This window comes from Mycolicibacterium neoaurum ATCC 25795 (genome assembly GCF_000691525.1).
Classification (GTDB): domain Bacteria; phylum Actinomycetota; class Actinomycetes; order Mycobacteriales; family Mycobacteriaceae; genus Mycobacterium; species Mycobacterium neoaurum.
Window position 1 is genome coordinate 83,710 of record NZ_JMDW01000016.1, and the last position, 16,271, is coordinate 99,980.

Sequence of the window (16,271 nt, forward strand, 5' to 3'; positions counted from 1 at the left end):
TGTGCCGGTTCGGTGAGGGGCAGTAGTGGGGGACGTGTGCGTCGGTTAGCCGGTTTTGTGGTGCGGTGGCCGCTGGCCGTCATCGGTATCTGGGTGGCGCTTGCGGTGGCATTGCCACTGGCCGTCCCGAGTCTCAACGAGATGGCGCAGCGCAATCCGCTGTCCATGCTGCCGGGTGACGCGCCGTCGAATATCGCCGCCCGCCAGATGGAGGAGGCATTCCAGGAGCCGGGCACCGACGACCTGCTGTTGGTCGTGCTGACCGACGAGGATGGTCTCGGTCCCGAGCACGAGGCGACGTATCGCAAGTTGGTCGACGCGCTGCGCGATGACCAGGCCAACGTCGTGATGCTGCAGGAATTCATCGGAACACCCGCTCTGCGTTCGACTTTGACCAGCAAGGACAACAAGTCCTGGGTGCTGCCGGTCGGTTTGGCCGGAGCGCTGGGCACCCCGCAGTCGTATCGGTCGTTCGAGCAGGTCTCCGACCTCATCGAGCAGACCACCGCGGGCGGCCCGCTGGAGGTACACCTGGCGGGGCCGGCCGCGACCGTGGCGGATCTGACCGTCGCAGGCGAGAACGACCGGCTGCCCATCGAGATCGCCATCGCCGTGCTGGTGCTGCTGGTGCTGCTCATCGTCTACCGCAACCCGGTGACGATGCTGCTGCCACTGGCCGGGATCGGTATGTCGTTGCTGATCGCCCAGTCCTCGGTGGCCGGGCTGTCCGAACTGACCGGTCTCGGGGTGTCCAACCAGGCGATGATCCTGCTCAGCGCGATCATCTTCGGCGCAGGCACCGATTACGCCGTCTTCCTGATCAGTCGCTATCACGATTTCGTACGCAAGGGTGAGGACTCGACCGACGCGGTCCGCGCGGCCCTCGGTTCGGTCGGCAAGGTCATCACGGCCTCGGCGGCCACCGTCGGCCTGACCTTCCTGGCGATCAGCTTCGCCGAGATGGGCATCTTCTCGACTGTCGGCGTGTCCTCGGCCGTCGGTGTCTTCGTGGCCTATCTGGCCGCGATGACGCTGCTTCCCGCGTTGCTGACACTCGTGGGCCCACGGGGCTGGATCGCGCCCCGCAAGGAGTTGACCTCGCGGTTGTGGCGCCGTTCGGGAACGCGCATCGTGCGGCGGCCGTGGACTCATCTGGTGGGCAGCCTGCTGGTGCTGCTCCTGCTGGCCGGGCTGTCCGGTTTCGCCACCTTCAACTATGACGACCGCAAGTCCGTGGCCGATTCGGAGCCGAGTTCGCTGGGCTACGCGGCGCTGGAGAAGCACTTCGACATCAACCAGTCGATCCCGTCCTATGTGCTGATCCACTCTGACAAGGACTTGCGCAACCCGGCCGCGTTGGCGGATCTGGAGCAGCTCGCCGAGCGCATCACCCAATTGCCCGATATCCAGATGGTCACCGGTATCACCCGACCGTTGGGGTCGGTACCGCCGGAGTTCCGGGCCACTTATCAGGCCGGCATCGTCGGTACCCGGCTCGCCGATGGCGCCAAGATGATCAGCGACGGCTCTAAGGACCTCAACCGGCTCTCCAGTGGGGCGAACACCCTGGCAGGCAGCCTCGGCGATGTCCGCGGGCAGATCACCGATATCGCAGGCAGTCTCAAGCAGATGGTCGACGCGTTCGCCGCCCTGCGCGGTCAGTACGGTGGCGACAAACTGGTCAAGAACGTCGATGTGGCGGCCAAGCTGGTGGCCAGCATCAACCGACTCGGCAACTCCATGGGCGTCAACCTGATGGCGACCAGGGACATGTTCGCCTGGGTGCCTCCGGTGTTGGCAGCCCTGCACGGCAACGTGGTCTGCGATCTGGATGTCTCGTGCAGCCAGACCCGCATCCACCTCTCCCGGCTGGCCGCGGCACGCAACGATGGCACGTTGGACGAGATCGAGGATCTGGCCGGCCAGTTGGAGTCGTTGCAGGACCGCCAGTCCCTCAACGCCGCACTGCAACAGGTCGGCACCGCATTCACCCGGTTGACCAAGGCCATGCAGGCGATGGGCCTGGACAGCCCGGCCGGCGCCGAAGCGACGCTGGCCCAGCTGCAGCAGGGTGCCGAGCGTTCGGCCAGCGGCAGCAGGCAGGTTGCCGACGGCGTGGACCAGATCGTCGACCAGATCCAGCTGATGCGCTCAGGGCTGGACCAGGCCGCGGCCTTCCTGCTGACCATGGCGGAGAATGCCAACTCACCGGCCATGTCGGGGTTCAACATCCCGCCCGAGGTCCTGCAGCTGGAGGATTTCAAGGCGGCCACCAAGGCCTACGTGTCGCCAGACGGTCATACGGCGCGCTATCTGGTGTTCACCAAGCTCGACCCGTTCAGCCCGGCCGCGATGGATCAGGTCAAGGTCATCGAGGACGCCGCGCGCGGGGCCCTGCCGAACACCGAGCTGTCGGACGCCTCGGTGTCGATGGGCGGATACCCGGTGGCACTGGCCGACACCCGTGACTACTACCAGAGCGACATCCGCTACATCGTGGTCGTCACCGTGATCGTCGTGCTGATCATCCTCATGCTGCTCCTGCGCGCGCTGATCGCGCCGCTGTATCTGGTTGGTTCCGTGGTGATCTCGTACTTCGCCGCACTGGGACTCGGCGTGCTGCTGTTCCAGGTGATCCTCGATCAGCAGCTGCACTGGTCGGTGCCGCCACTGGCGTTCGTGGTGTTGGTGGCGGTCGGAGCCGACTACAACCTGCTGCTGGTGTCCCGGATGCGCGACGAGGCCCCGGCGGGCAGATTCGGCATCATCCGCACCCTCAGCTCGACCGGTGGTGTCATCACCGCTGCCGGTCTGATCTTCGCCGCGTCGATGTGGGGCCTGCTGTTCTCCAGCATCGGTACTGTGGTGCAGGGCGGGTTCGTCATCGGCATCGGCATTCTGCTGGACACCTTCCTGGTCCGGACCGTCACCGTGCCTGCCATGGCCACGTTGGTCGGCCGGGCGAACTGGTGGCCATCTCGACTCACGGCACGAGGGAGCGGTAACGCATGAGGAGACTTCTCGCGGCGACCACCGCCCTTCTGACGATCGCGGCGACGGGTCCGTCGGCCGCCGGGATTGCGGCCGCCGAGCCACCCCCGCCGCCGCCCGCTCCCAGCCCTGCGGTGCCCGGCCCCGCAGGTCCAGGTAACGCCCGCACCATCGAGGGTCGCGGCTACGCGCTCGGCGGTGCTCATGTGCTCGGCATCCCCTACGACGAATACATCATGCGCACCGGCGCAGAGTGGTTCCCCGGCCTGAAGCGCCAGATCGTCGACTACCCGGCCGGCCAGGTCCAGGGCCACACCCTGGAGCGGTTGTTCCCCGGCATCGGGCGACTGGACGATCAGTTCCCCGGTCTGGGCATCGACGGCCCGAGCTACGGCGAGTCCATCGATGTCGGCGGACCCAACCTCGTCAACGCCATCCGCCAGGGTGGCCCGGGCATGGCGATCGGCCTGTCCGAGGGCGCCTCCGTCCTTGAGGACGTCAAGATCAGGCTGGCCAACGACCCGACCGCCCCGCCGCCGGACCAGCTGGCGTTCGCGACCTATGGAAACCCGGTCGGCAAGCACGCTTTCGGTGAGAGCTTCCTGAGCCAGAACTTCCCGGTGGGCAGCGTCGTGCCGTCACTGGATTATCGGATGCCGCCCGAGGTGGAGAGCCAGTACGACACCCACCTGTTCGTCTCGGCCTACGACAGCATCGCCGACTGGCCGCAACGCTCGGACAACTGGATCTCGGTGGCCAACGCCATCGTCGGTCTGGCGACCGGCCACACCGCCGTCGCCTTCACCAACCCGAAAATGGTTCCGCCGCAAAACATCCGTACCACGGTGAACTCGCGCGGGGCGCGCACGACGACATACATGATCCCCGAGGAGCACCTGCCGCTGGTGTTGCCGTTCAAGTATCTCGGCGTCGACCAGAAGACCCTGATCGAGCTGGACAAGGTCCTGCAGCCCTATGTCGATGCCGGTTACACCCGCAACGACAATCCGGCGACGGCGCCGATCACCGTCGATCCGGTGAACGGGTACGACCCGGCCGAGGTCACCGCGCCGGCCACCCAGGCCGCATTCGGTGGCGGGGCCGATCCGGTATCGCAGTTGATGGCCGGGCTGCAGTACGTCCTGAACAACCAGCCGCCGCCCAAGCCCTAGCGCTCAGCTACAGACCGGCGAACCCCACCGCCAGCAGCACCAGGCCCACCACTGCGACCAGTGCCGCCACCGCGCGCCTGCCCTGCGACCGCAGCCAGTCGTTGAACCCGGCGAGCGTGGCCCTGGTGCGCTCAGGTACCAGAACGTAAGCGATCAGCGGGATTTCGACCAGCGCGAAGGCCACGGTGTTGAACACCAGCAGGGCGGCCAGTTGGGTTCCGACGCTCACGTCGGCGGCACCGATGACGGCAAGGGCGGCCAGATAGTCCACCGAGGGCAGCGCGATCCCCAGGCCCGCCGCACCCGCCACCCACAGGGAGCGCCCGTCCAGGGCCCGACGCACCCAGTCCGGCGGGGTGCGCGGCTTGCCCTTGGTGGCGGCGATGATCGCGGCGACCAGCAGCGCGCCAACCCCGATGACGATCTGAACCTTGGGCAGCGTGAACCGGGCGGAGTCCGGCAGGTGGGCATCCAACACCAGCAGCACCACCGCACCGACGATGAGGCCCATGGAGAAGCCGCCTGTCAAGAAGGCGGCCAACTGTAGTTGCGGGCGTGGTCGATTCAGCATCACCACCGACATGCCGACGCGGAAGGGCTCCAGGCTGACCGCGACAGCCATGACCAGGAGGGTGATCCACATCGGGTCGCGCTACGCGTCCAACCGGACGATCTGCCCCTGTCGGTACAGCTGGACACACGCCGAGCGGCGGATCTTGCCGCTGGTGGTGGTCGGGATCGAGCCAGGCTCGACCAACACGATATCGGCAACCTGCAGACCGTGCGCGCGTGAAATTGCGGCAGTCAGGGTGCTTTTCAGCTCATCGAGGTCTTGATCGCGATTCTTCAGCTCGACCACGGTGACCAGTTTCTCGGCCTGTTCGTCGGCCACCGCGATCGCCGCCACCCGACCGCGGGTCAGATCCGACACCGTGGCCTCGATATCATCGGAGTAGTGGTTGCGGCCGCGCACGATGAGCATGTCCTTGATGCGGCCGACGATGAACAGTTCGCCCTCGGAGATGAATCCGCGGTCCCCCGTGCGCAGCCAATCCGTCGCCGGTGTATCGGTGGGGCCGTCGACAAGCGTTGCGCCGAAACCGGTTCCGGTCTGGTCGGGCTTGCGCCAGTACCCGGCGGACACGTTCGCGCCGTGCGTCCAGATCTCGCCGACGGTGCCGTGCGGGCATGGTGTGCCGGTCTCGGCGTCGACGATCAGGACCAGGGGGGAGGATTCCGGCAGGCCGTAGCGCAGCAGCGGTGTGCCGCCCGATGCGCGGACCGCGTGCCCCTGCGCCAGCTGATCGGTGTCGAATTCCACGGCCTCCGGCGCCCGCCCACGGCTACCGCTGGCGACGAACACCGTCGCCTCGGCCAGACCGTAGGACGGCATCAACGCTTCCGGCGGGAAACCCAACGGGCCGAACCGATCGGTGAACCGGGCGACCGTCGGCGGGTGCACCCGCTCGGCACCGCAGATGATGCTGAGGACACCGGAAAGGTCCAGGCCCTCGGTCTCGGCTTCGGTGCTGCGCCGGGCGGCGAGGTCCAGCGCGAAGTTGGGTCCGCCGGTTACGACATGGGAATGTCGCGCCATGGCCTGCAGCCAACGCACCGGGCGGGTCAGGAACGCGATGGGGCTCATCAGATCGGCCTGGGTGCCGGCCAGGATCGGGGCCGCCACGCCCAGCATGAGGCCCATATCGTGATAGAAGGGCAACCAGGACACCAGCGCACTGTGCGGCGGGAACACGCCGCCGAACTGGGGCAGGTAATCGGGCATCAGTTGATCGAAGTTCGCGACCAGATTGTCGTGGCTGATCATCACCCCGGCCGGGGCGCGGGTGGACCCCGAGGTGTACTGCAGATACGCGATGTCCGGGCCGTCGGGGATGTCCGCGGTATCGGTGGGCTCACGGCCGTCGAGATCCAGGGTGTCCACCGACACCACCGCGGTCATCGCCGCCCCGTCGTCGACGTACTGGGTCGCGATATCCGAGAGTGCGGCCGTCGTCAGCACCACCGCCGGTTGGGTGTCGGCGACAACTGCGCTGGTGCGCTCGTCGTGTGACCCGGGGACCGGCGCCGAGAGCGGTACGGCGATGAACCCGGCCTGCATGGCGCCCAGGAACGCAACGATGTACGGCAGGCCCTGGGGCGCGATGATCAGCGCGCGTTCCCCGGGTGCGCCGTGTTGACTGATTTCCTCGGCCAGATTGCGGGTGCGGCGGTAGAGCTGACCCCAGGTCAGCGTTTCGGGCACACCGTCGGGATCACGGTCGTAATCGGTGAAGGTGAAGGCAAGGCCGTCAGGTGTGTCACCAGCGCGGTCCCGCAGCACGGTCAGGATGGACGCGTTGGGCATGGGGGTCAGGCTACTCAAAGGTTGTGGTCAGCCTGAGCGTGACCATGGCACTTGGCGCGGCTCGGGGCCAAGATGAAGGGGTGTCGTGTCGGCAGGTGGCATTTCCGGTCGCGTGCGGACATGCCGATCGAGGTCATCAATCACCCCGGCGGCACCTCGCGCGGTCACCCCGACCACGCCGTGGCGCACCGTTACATGTGAAGATGGAAGTGTTATGAGTGACACTGAACTGAGCCCGGCCTCGCTGCGTGAGGCATTCGGGCATTTCCCGACCGGCGTCATCGCCATCGCCGCCGAGGTCGACGGCGTGCGGATAGGCCTGGCGGCCAGCACGTTCGTACCGGTGTCCCTGGACCCGCCGCTGGTGTCGTTCTGCGTGCAGAACTCCTCGGAGACGTGGCCCAAACTGAAGAATCTGCCGTCGTTGGGCATCAGTGTGCTCGGCGAGTCGCATGACGCGGCAGCGCGCACGCTGGCGGCCAAGACCGGTGATCGTTTTGCCGGTCTGGAGACGCAGTCACGCGAGACCGGCGCGGTGTTCGTGCACGGCACCAGCGTGTGGCTGGAGAGCACGATCACCCAGGAAGTACCCGCCGGGGATCACACCATCGTCGTGCTACAGGTCAGCGATATCGTCGTCCACGACGTGCCGCCGATCGTGTTCCATCGCAGTACTTTCCGCAAGCTCGGTAATTAGGGCCTGACTGCCAACTGCTCGCGGTATCCGCTGATCCGCCTATCCAACTCGGCGGCGTCACCGGAGCGGCCCTCCTTGCGGGCAAGCTGAGCGCGGACCGAGAGCTCGCGGATGGCGGTGCGAATATCGTTGACGCTGATCGTTTCTCGATGTGACATGAGGTTGCCTTCTCATCGCTGATCGGACGGTTGTGGTCTGTGTCACCAACCGTACGCCCCATATCGCGCGCCGCCCAGGTATCGCGCCGCGGTGGTTCATTCACGGTGACTCTGCGCCCAGGGTGCGGGTTACTCACACTTTCCCGCCGTGAGCGCAGAGTCGACGAGTTGGCCGGGGCGTCACCGCGACGGTGCAGTGAGATCGCGGAATGGGCCAGAAATTCGATCTGAGTGCACGCTCGGCGGCAGGATCTAGCGTCTGAAGAGCTTGTTGCCCAACCAGACGATCGGGTCGTACTTGCGATCGGCCACACGCTCTTTCATCGGGATCAGCGCATTGTCGGTGATCTTGATGTGCTCGGGGCATACCTCGGTGCAGCACTTGGTGATGTTGCAGTAACCCAGCCCGAACTCGTCCTGCGCCATCTCCTGGCGGTCGACGGTGTCCAGGGGATGCATGTCGAGTTCGGCGATGCGCATGTGGAACCGCGGACCGGCGAAGTTCTCCTTGTTCTCCTCGTGATCACGCACCACGTGGCAGACGTTCTGGCATAGGAAGCACTCGATGCACTTGCGGAACTCCTGGCTGCGGTTCACGTCCTCCTGCTGCATCCGGTACTCGCCGGGCTGCAGATCCTTCGGCGGGGTGAACGACGGGATCTGGCGCGCCTTCTCGTAGTTGAAGGACACGTCGGTGACCAGATCACGCATCACCGGGAAGGTCCGCAGCGGCGTGATCGTGACGGTCTCGTTCTCGTCGAAGGTCGACATGCGCGTCATGCACATCAGCCGCGGCCGGCCGTTGATCTCCGCCGAACACGACCCGCACTTGCCCGCCTTGCAGTTCCACCGCACGGCCAGGTCGCCGGCCTGGGTGGCCTGCAACCGGTGCACGATGTCGAGCACCACCTCGCCGTCGTTCACCTCGACGGTGTAGTCCTGCAGGTCACCGCCTGACTCGTCGCCCCGCCATACCCGTAGCTTTGCGTTGTAAGCAGCCATGATCAGCCCTTCCGGTCCGGGTGTTCGGCCAGTTGGTCATCGGTGTAGTACTTCTCGAGCTCGGACAGTTCGAAGGTGGCCAGCAGGTCGGGCCGCATCACCGGTTGTTCCTCGGGGGTGACGACGACGTCGGGGACCACCGGGTCGCCCGGCTTGTCACCCGCACCGTCGACCGTCTTGCAGACCAGCAGCTTGTTCCGCCAGTTGCGGTCCATCTGCGGATGGTCGTCACGGGTGTGACCGCCGCGGCTCTCGGTGCGCTGCAGTGCGGCCTTTGCGACACACTCGCTGACCAGCAGCATGTTGCGCAGGTCGATGGCCAGGTGCCAACCGGGGTTGAAGACGCGGCCACCCTCGACGGCGACGTTGGCGTAGCGCTTCTTCAACTCGTCGATCTTGGTCAGTGCCTCCTGGAGCTCACCCTCCTTGCGGATGATGCCGGCCAGGTCGTTCATCGACTCCTGCAGCTCGGCATGCAGGGTGTAGGGGTTCTCCGGGTTGGCCTTGGGCTCGAACGGATCCAGCGCCAGCTCGGTCGCCCGGTTGAGCGCATCCTCGGACACCTTCGGCCGGGTGTCCGCGGACAACGCCCGCACGTAGTCGGCCGCACCGAGTCCGGCGCGCCGGCCGAACACCAGCAGGTCCGACAGCGAGTTGCCGCCGAGGCGGTTGGAGCCGTGCATGCCGCCCGAGCACTCCCCGGCGGCGAACAGGCCCGGCGTTGCGGCGCCACCGCTGTCCGGGTCGACCTCGATACCGCCCATCACGTAGTGACAGGTCGGACCGACCTCCATCTCGTCCTTGGTGATGTCGACCTCGGCCAGCTCGATGAACTGGTGGTACATCGACGGCAACCGGCGCTTGATCTCCTCGGCCGGCATGCGCGAGGCGATGTCCAGATACACCCCGCCGTGCGGAGTACCGCGCCCCGCCTTCACCTCTTCGTTGATGGCGCGGGCCACCTCGTCGCGGGGGAGCAGGTCAGGGGTGCGGCGCGCGGAGTCGTTGTCCTTGAGCCACTGGTCGGCTTCCTCTTCGGTCTCGGCGTACTGACCCTTGAAGACGTCGGGGATGTAATCGAACATGAAGCGCTTGCCCTCGGAGTTCTTCAACACTCCGCCGTCGCCGCGCACACCCTCGGTGACCAGGATGCCCTTCACCGACAGCGGCCAGACCATCCCGGTGGGGTGGAACTGGATGAACTCCATGTTGATCAGGCCGGACCCGGCGCGCAGCGCGAGGGCGTGGCCGTCGCCGGTGTACTCCCAGGAGTTCGACGACACCTTGAAGCTCTTACCGATCCCACCGGTGGCCAGCACGATCGCCGGCGCCTCGAACAGCACGAACTTGCCGGTCTCGCGGTAGTAGCCGAAGGCCCCTGCCACCCGGTCGCCGTCTTTGACGATCTCGGTGATCGAACACTCGTGGAAGACCCGGATGCGGGCGTCGTAGTCACCGAGTTCGCGCTTGTCCTCCTGCTGCAACGAGACGATCTTCTGCTGCAGGGTGCGGATGATCTCCAGGCCGGTGCGGTCACCGACGTGCGCCAAGCGGGGATAGGTGTGGCCGCCGAAGTTGCGCTGGCTGATCTTGCCGTCTTTGGTGCGGTCGAACAGCGCCCCATAGGTTTCCAGCTCCCAGACCCGGTCAGGGGCCTCCTGGGCATGCAGTTCGGCCATCCGCCAGTTGTTGAGGAACTTGCCGCCGCGCATGGTGTCACCGAAGTGCACCTGCCAGGAATCCTTGGTGTTGACGTTGCGCATCGCCGCGGCGCAACCGCCCTCGGCCATCACGGTGTGCGCCTTGCCGAACAGCGATTTCGTCACCACCGCCACGCGCAGGCCGCGTTCGCGGGCCTCGATCACCGCGCGTAGTCCCGCCCCGCCGGCACCGATCACGACCACGTCGTAGGTGTGCCGTTCCAGGTCACCCATTGAAAATCCTCACTAATCCGTAATTGAGCTGTCAGCCAACGAATCTCAGGTCGGGGAACCAGCCCGCGGCCAGAGACATGACATAGAAGTCGGTGAACATCAGGGTGCCAAGGGTGATCCACGCGTACAGCTTGTGCCGGGTGTTTAGCTTGCTGATCTGCGTCCACATCCAGTACCGGACGGGATGCTTGGAGAAGTGCTTGAGCCGTCCGCCCGCGACGTGCCGGCAGGAGTGGCAGGACACCGTGTAGGTCCACAGCAGCAGTACGTTGATGACGAGGATGAGGTTGCCCAGACCGAAACCGAATCCGCCGCCGGGCTTGTGGAAGGCGATGATCGCGTCATAGGTGTTGATCACCGAGATCAGCACTGCGAGGTAGAAGAAGTACCGGTGTGTGTTCTGGATGATCAGCGGGAACCGCGTCTCACCGGTGTACTTGGCGTGCGGTTCGGCGACGGCGCACGCGGTGGGGGACTGCCACACCGAACGGTAGTAGGCGCCACGGTAGTAGTAGCAGGTCAGCCGGAACAGCAGCAGGAACGGTAACGACACCGCCGCGTAGGGCAACCACCAGACATCCGGGAGGAACTGGCCGAAGTGGCTGGCCTCGGGCACGCATCCGGTACTGACGCACGGTGAATAGAACGGGGTCAGGTATCCGTACTCGGCGACGTAGTAGTTGTTCTGCATGAACGCCCGCACCGTCGCGTAAATCACGAACGCGGCGAAACCGAGATCGGTGATCAGCGGAGACTTCCACCACGCATCAGTGCGTAGTGTGCGCTCCTTGATCTTCGCTCTGGTTGGTGAGAAGACGCCGGTACCTTGAGGATTCGAGGTCGGTGCGCTCACTGATTCCCTCTTCTTCTGTTGTGTCGGGGCTCTTCACCCCTGCGGTCTAGCGGCTGCCGCCGAGACCCTCGTCATCGACACCGCTCCAGAAGTCCCTGGAGTAGTCGTGATCGGGGATGGTGATCTTCTCGGCGGCGCGGGGGTGCGCTGGGGCTCCACGCATCTCCAGTTCCGCGGCATCGATGTCCAACCGGTCGATATCGTTGAGCATGCGTTCGGCGTCGTTGACGATGCGGCGCATCGCAGGGGCGTCGCCGTATCGGGCGCGCAGCGATGTGACGCAGCGGCGAAGGTTGCCGATGAGTTCGTGCAGTTCGGCAAGCTCAGTCGTGGTGGACAAGGGTGACCTCCTTGGGCTGAAGGGTGTCAAGGATCACAGTACGCATTCGATGTTAGCCACAACACGCAGTTGAGAGTGAGACAGATCACGTCTACATCGCAGAAAGGCTCGTAAATGTCGAACGACGACCTCAAGCAGAAGGCTGACGCGCTGCTGGCGCTGCACCGCCCCGGTGACCCCGCGATACTGCCGACGGTATGGGACGCCTGGTCGGCAAAAACCGTGGTCGAAGCGGGTTTCACGGCGTTGACCGTGGGCAGTCACCCCGTCGCCGATTCCGTCGGCAAGCCCGATGGCGAGGGGATGAGTTACGACGATCTGGTCACCCGGGTCGCCCAGATCACCGGCGCGGTCGATGTCCCGATCTCGGTGGACATCGAATCCGGCTACGGCGAGTCGGCGGCTCGTCTGATCGAGGGACTGCTGTCGGCCGGCGCGGTCGGACTCAACATCGAGGACACCGTGCACTCCGAGGGTGGGCGCATCCGGTCCGACGAGGACCACGCCGCGTTGGTCGGTGATTTGCGCACGGCCGCTGACGCCGCCGGCGTGCACGTCGTCATCAATGCGCGCACCGATCTGTTCCTGCGTCAGGTCGGCGACGAGGCCGACCGGTTCGACCGTGCGGTGCACAAGCTGAGGCTGGCCGCCGAGGCAGGGGCGGACAGTCTGTATCCCGTCGGCCGCCATGACGACGACACCTATCGCCGCCTCGTCGAGGCATTACCGCTGCCGGTCAACGCGATCGCGCTGCCGGGGCAGGACGACCCGGCTCGGTTCGGACCGCTGGGCGTGGGCCGGATCAGCTTCGGCCCGTTCCTGCAGGGTGCGCTGACGAGCCGCATCACCGAGCTCGTCGACCCCTGGAAGTAGTTCCCGCCCAACCGAAAAGAACACGGCGAGGCCCCGCGACATGTCGCGGGGCCTCGTTTCGTGTTGCCTACTTGGTGGTGATGGCGATGCGCTGGGGCTCGGTACCGGCGTACACGCCGGCCACCCGGACTGTCAGCACCCCGGCCTCGTAGGACGCGGTGACGGCCTCCCCGGTGACCTGCGCGGGTACCTTGAACGACCGCCGGAACGCGCCGTAGCGGACCTCGGAGAGCGTGCGGCCCTCGGAATGCTCGTCGCGGCGCTCGCCGTGGATCACCAGTTGCCCACGGTCCAGCTCGACGTGCACATCCTGGTTCACATCGACGCCGGGCAGCTCGAGACGGACGACCGCGTCGTCACCGTCACGAACCACCTCGGCGGCCGGATGGAAGTCCGCCGAGACCGGCGCGGGGTTGCCGAAGAAATCGCGCAGCCAGATATCGACCGGCGACGCGGGACGGGTACGTACGGGGGTGCTGCTCATCGGGATCGTCTCCTGTTCCTCGTGCTGATGGTGTCGGTGTGACCAGCCCTGTGCCGGTCCTCTGAATAGAGAACTTGAGTCGGTGACGCTTAAGTTCCAACTGGGCGTTCACCGTCAGCGAAGCACTCACACGTTCCGCGCCGGACATGTGAGGAAGCCGTGACGGCCACTTCACACGAGGGCACATTGCGGCAATATCGGCTTTCTACCGTCTCCGGTATGAAGGCAGCCAAGCATGTGATCGTGGTCGGACACGGCATGGTCGGACACCGCTTCGTCGAGGCCCTGCGGGCCCGCGACACCGAGGGCGCCTGGCGGATCACGGTGCTCTCCGAGGAGGCCGATGCGGCCTATGACCGCGTCGGTCTGACCGGTTACACCGAGCACTGGGACCGCGCGCAGCTGGCGCTGCCCGGCAACGACTATGCCGGTGATGGCGCCGTGGCGCTGCGCCTCGCCATGCCTGCCAAGGCCATCGACCGGGAAGCCAAGACGGTGACCACCGTCGACGGGCAGTGCCTGAGCTATGACGCGCTGGTGCTGGCCACCGGTTCGTATGCCTTCGTCCCCCCGGTGCCGGGGCATGACCTGCCGCACTGTCACGTCTACCGCACCCTGGACGATCTGGATGCCATCCGCGCCGGCTCGCTCGCCGCGGCGAAGTCGAAGACCCCGGTCGGGGTGGTCATCGGTGGTGGGTTGCTCGGGCTGGAGGCTGCCAATGCGCTGCGCGCCTTCGGTTTGCAGACCCATGTGCTGGAGATGTCGCCGCATCTGATGGCGGCGCAGCTCGATCCGGCCGGTGGCGCCCTGTTGAATCGGATGATCCGCAGCCTCGGGATCGAGGTGCACACCGGTGTCGGCACCGAGACCATCGCACCGGCGCAACGCAACAAGCCGCTGCGCAAGTCCCAGAACGACGATGCCGTGCGCCTGACTCTCAACGACGGGACAAGCATCGACGCCGGTGTGGTCGTCTTCGCCGCCGGCGTGCGCCCCCGCGACGAACTGGCCCGCGCCGCCGGTCTGGACATCGCCCAGCGTGGTGGTGTGATGACCGACCGTGGTTGTGTGACAAGTGATCCCGACATCTACGCCATCGGCGAGGTCGCCGCCATCGAGGGCCGCTGCTACGGTCTGGTCGGACCTGGTTACACGAGTGCCGAGGTGGTCGCCGACCGGTTGCTGGGCGGCGCCGCCGAATTCGGCGAGGCGGATATGTCGACCAAGCTCAAGCTGCTCGGCGTGGACGTCGCCAGTTTCGGTGACGCGCAGGGCCGCACACCCAACAGCCTCGATGTCGTCGTCAACGATCCGGTGAAACAGACCTACGCCAAGCTGGTGCTCTCCGATGACGCCAGAACCCTGCTGGGCGGGATCCTGGTCGGCGACGCCTCCTCCTACGGGGTGCTGCGCCCGATGGTGGCCAGTGAGCTGCCCGGTGACCCGCTGTCGTTGATCGCGCCCGCAGGTGACGGTGGTGCGGGTGCGCTGGGGGTCGGCGCGCTGCCGGATATCGCCCAGATCTGCTCCTGCAACAACGTGACCAAGGGCGATCTCAAGGAGGCCATCTGTGGCGGCTGCACCGATGTCGCCGGTCTGAAGAAGTGCACGCTGGCCGGCACGTCCTGCGGTTCCTGCGTGCCGCTACTCAAGCAGTTGCTGGAGGCCGAGGGTGTCGAGCAGTCCAAGGCCCTCTGTGAGCACTTCAGCCATTCCCGCGCCGAGATGTTCGAACTCATCCGGGCCACCGAGATCCGCACGTTCTCCGGGCTGATCGAGAAGTATGGCACCGGAAAGGGTTGCGATATCTGCAAACCCACGGTCGCCTCGATTCTCGCGTCGACCAGTTCCGACCATGTGCTCGACGGTGAGCAGGCCTCGCTGCAGGACTCCAACGACCATTTCCTGGCCAACATCCAGAAGAACGGCAGCTACTCGGTGGTGCCCAGATCACCCGGCGGTGAGATCACCCCCGAGCAGCTGATCCTGATCGGGGAGATCGCCAGGGACTTCGACCTGTACACGAAGATCACCGGTGGCCAGCGCATCGACATGTTCGGTGCCCGGGTGGACCAACTGCCTGAGATCTGGCGGCGTCTGGTCGAGGGCGGCATGGAGTCCGGGCATGCCTACGGTAAGTCGCTGCGCACCGTCAAGAGTTGTGTCGGCAGTACCTGGTGCCGCTACGGGCAACAGGATTCGGTCGACATGGCTGTCGAGATCGAGAAGCGCTACCGCGGTCTGCGCGCACCGCACAAGATCAAGATGGCGGTATCCGGTTGTGCCCGCGAATGCGCCGAGGCGCAGAGCAAGGACGTCGGCATCATTGCCACCGAGCAGGGCTGGAACCTCTATGTATGTGGCAACGGTGGGATGTCGCCCAGGCATGCCCAGTTGCTCGCCGGCGATCTGGACGACGAGACGCTGATCCGCTACATCGACCGGTTCCTGATGTATTACATCCGTACCGCCGACCGGTTGCAGCGGACCGCACCGTGGCTGGAGGCGCTCGACGGTGGACTGGATCACGTCCGCGACGTGGTCTGCAACGACTCGCTGGGCCTGGCCGCCGAGTTCGAGGAGGCGATGGCCCGGCACGTGGCCGGCTACGCCTGCGAATGGAAAGGCGTTCTCGACGACCCGGAAAAGCTCTCGCGCTTCGTGTCCTTCGTCAACGCTCCCGAGGTGGCCGACCCGACCATCGAGTTCACCGAGTCCTCGGGACGCAAGGTACCGGTCGCCATCGGTATGCCGAAGTTCACGCCGCAGGAGGATGCGAAATGACCATCACTGATGATCGTAAAGACCTTGCAGCCAACTCGAATACGGTCTGGACAACAGCATGCCCGCTGGACCGGTTACTGCCCAATCGGGGCGTCGGGGTGTTACTGCCCGGCGGTCTGCAGGCGGCCCTGTTCCGGCTCGACGACGGCTCGCTGCATGCGGTGGGCAACATCGACCCGTTCTCCGGTGCGGCCGTGATATCGCGCGGCATCGTGGGGGATCGGGGCGGGCGGGCCTGCGTGCAGACTCCGATCAAGAAGCAGGCATTCGCCTTGGATGACGGAGTCTGCCTTGACGATCCGGCGGTATCGCTGCCGGTCTACCGGACCAGGGTCACGCCGGACGGTCTTGTGCAGATCGCTGCGTGACCGCGGCCGCCCACTGGGCGTCGCGGCCGGGACCAGGATGGCGCACCACGTCACCGCGGCGCTGTAGCACGGTCAGGTTGCGATACACCGACTCGATGACCGCGACCGAATCACCCTGTCGCAGAACGTAATCTCGCAACTCGGCCGTCGTCATGGGCCGATTTTCCTGTTGCAGCGCGCTCACCAACTGCGCGCGCAAACGCTCACTCTGCCCCACCGAAGCCATTTGCACGATCCTAGCCCAGCA

The 16,271-nt window shown here is 65.8% G+C and carries 15 protein-coding genes; 6 read left to right on the forward strand and 9 right to left on the reverse strand.

The window, feature by feature from the left end; genetic code table 11:
• Nucleotides 1-36 precede the first annotated feature (36 nt).
• Nucleotides 37-3,012 (forward strand): MMPL/RND family transporter, encoded by a 2,976-nt coding sequence (locus tag IC40_RS0122010; protein WP_030136838.1) that lies wholly within the window; start codon nt 37-39, stop codon nt 3,010-3,012.
• Entirely contained in the window at nt 3,009-4,163 is a 1,155-nt protein-coding gene (gene pe, locus IC40_RS0122015; RefSeq protein ID WP_030136839.1) for an acyltransferase PE, read from the forward strand. Before IC40_RS0122010 ends, pe begins: the two co-directional genes overlap by 4 nt.
• A 7-nt stretch (nt 4,164-4,170) precedes the next feature.
• Here pe and IC40_RS0122020 read toward each other — a convergent pair whose 3' ends face one another.
• Both IC40_RS0122020 and IC40_RS0122025 read right to left on the reverse strand, forming a co-directional pair.
• Nucleotides 4,171-4,806: a GAP family protein gene (locus IC40_RS0122020; protein WP_030136840.1), complete on the reverse strand. Its 636-nt coding sequence runs from the start codon at nt 4,804-4,806 to the stop codon at nt 4,171-4,173.
• Between the two features lie 9 nt (nt 4,807-4,815).
• Complete coding sequence (locus tag IC40_RS0122025; protein WP_030136841.1) at nt 4,816-6,528, reverse strand: fatty-acid--AMP ligase; 1,713 nt, start codon at nt 6,526-6,528, stop codon at nt 4,816-4,818.
• 214 nt (nt 6,529-6,742) lie between these two features.
• Here IC40_RS0122025 and IC40_RS0122035 point away from each other — a divergent pair, with 214 nt between their 5' ends.
• Complete coding sequence (locus IC40_RS0122035; protein WP_019511722.1) at nt 6,743-7,225, forward strand: flavin reductase family protein; 483 nt, start codon at nt 6,743-6,745, stop codon at nt 7,223-7,225.
• On the opposite strand, the gene IC40_RS28065 is transcribed toward IC40_RS0122035, so the two are convergent.
• The 5 genes from IC40_RS28065 to IC40_RS0122060 all read right to left on the reverse strand — a co-directional run bounded on the left by IC40_RS28065 (nt 7,222) and on the right by IC40_RS0122060 (nt 11,512).
• Entirely contained in the window at nt 7,222-7,383 is a 162-nt protein-coding gene (locus tag IC40_RS28065; RefSeq protein ID WP_169740080.1) for a hypothetical protein, read from the reverse strand. The two genes, IC40_RS0122035 and IC40_RS28065, sit on opposite strands and share 4 nt — an antisense overlap.
• A gap of 252 nt (nt 7,384-7,635) precedes the next feature.
• Entirely contained in the window at nt 7,636-8,385 is a 750-nt protein-coding gene (locus IC40_RS0122045) for a succinate dehydrogenase/fumarate reductase iron-sulfur subunit (protein WP_030136842.1), read from the reverse strand.
• Nucleotides 8,386-8,387: 2 nt separating this feature from the next.
• A complete protein-coding gene (locus tag IC40_RS0122050) occupies nt 8,388-10,319 on the reverse strand; it encodes a fumarate reductase/succinate dehydrogenase flavoprotein subunit (RefSeq protein WP_030136843.1) in 1,932 nt (643 codons plus the stop codon).
• 31 nt (nt 10,320-10,350) lie between these two features.
• Entirely contained in the window at nt 10,351-11,172 is an 822-nt protein-coding gene (locus IC40_RS0122055; RefSeq protein ID WP_030136844.1) for a succinate dehydrogenase subunit SdhC, read from the reverse strand.
• Nucleotides 11,173-11,218: 46 nt separating this feature from the next.
• Nucleotides 11,219-11,512, reverse strand: coding sequence for an Rv0250c family protein (locus IC40_RS0122060; RefSeq protein ID WP_019511717.1), 294 nt, complete (start codon nt 11,510-11,512; stop codon nt 11,219-11,221).
• Nucleotides 11,513-11,626: 114 nt separating this feature from the next.
• Between IC40_RS0122060 and IC40_RS0122065 the strand changes: the two genes are divergently transcribed.
• On the forward strand, nt 11,627-12,385 hold the full coding sequence (locus IC40_RS0122065; protein WP_030136845.1) for an isocitrate lyase/PEP mutase family protein: 759 nt from the start codon (nt 11,627-11,629) through the stop codon (nt 12,383-12,385).
• Between the two features lie 67 nt (nt 12,386-12,452).
• Here IC40_RS0122065 and IC40_RS0122070 read toward each other — a convergent pair whose 3' ends face one another.
• Nucleotides 12,453-12,869: an Hsp20/alpha crystallin family protein gene (locus IC40_RS0122070; RefSeq protein WP_030136846.1), complete on the reverse strand. Its 417-nt coding sequence runs from the start codon at nt 12,867-12,869 to the stop codon at nt 12,453-12,455.
• Between the two features lie 219 nt (nt 12,870-13,088).
• Between IC40_RS0122070 and nirB the strand changes: the two genes are divergently transcribed.
• Together nirB and nirD are read left to right on the forward strand one after the other, a co-directional pair.
• Nucleotides 13,089-15,656, forward strand: coding sequence for a nitrite reductase large subunit NirB (gene nirB / locus IC40_RS0122075; protein WP_030136847.1), 2,568 nt, complete (start codon nt 13,089-13,091; stop codon nt 15,654-15,656).
• Complete coding sequence (nirD, locus tag IC40_RS0122080; protein WP_030136848.1) at nt 15,653-16,024, forward strand: nitrite reductase small subunit NirD; 372 nt, start codon at nt 15,653-15,655, stop codon at nt 16,022-16,024. Before nirB ends, nirD begins: the two co-directional genes overlap by 4 nt.
• Here nirD and IC40_RS0122085 read toward each other — a convergent pair.
• A complete protein-coding gene (locus IC40_RS0122085; RefSeq protein WP_051644414.1) occupies nt 15,990-16,250 on the reverse strand; it encodes a helix-turn-helix domain-containing protein in 261 nt (86 codons plus the stop codon). The genes nirD and IC40_RS0122085 overlap by 35 nt on opposite strands.
• Nucleotides 16,251-16,271 lie beyond the last annotated feature (21 nt).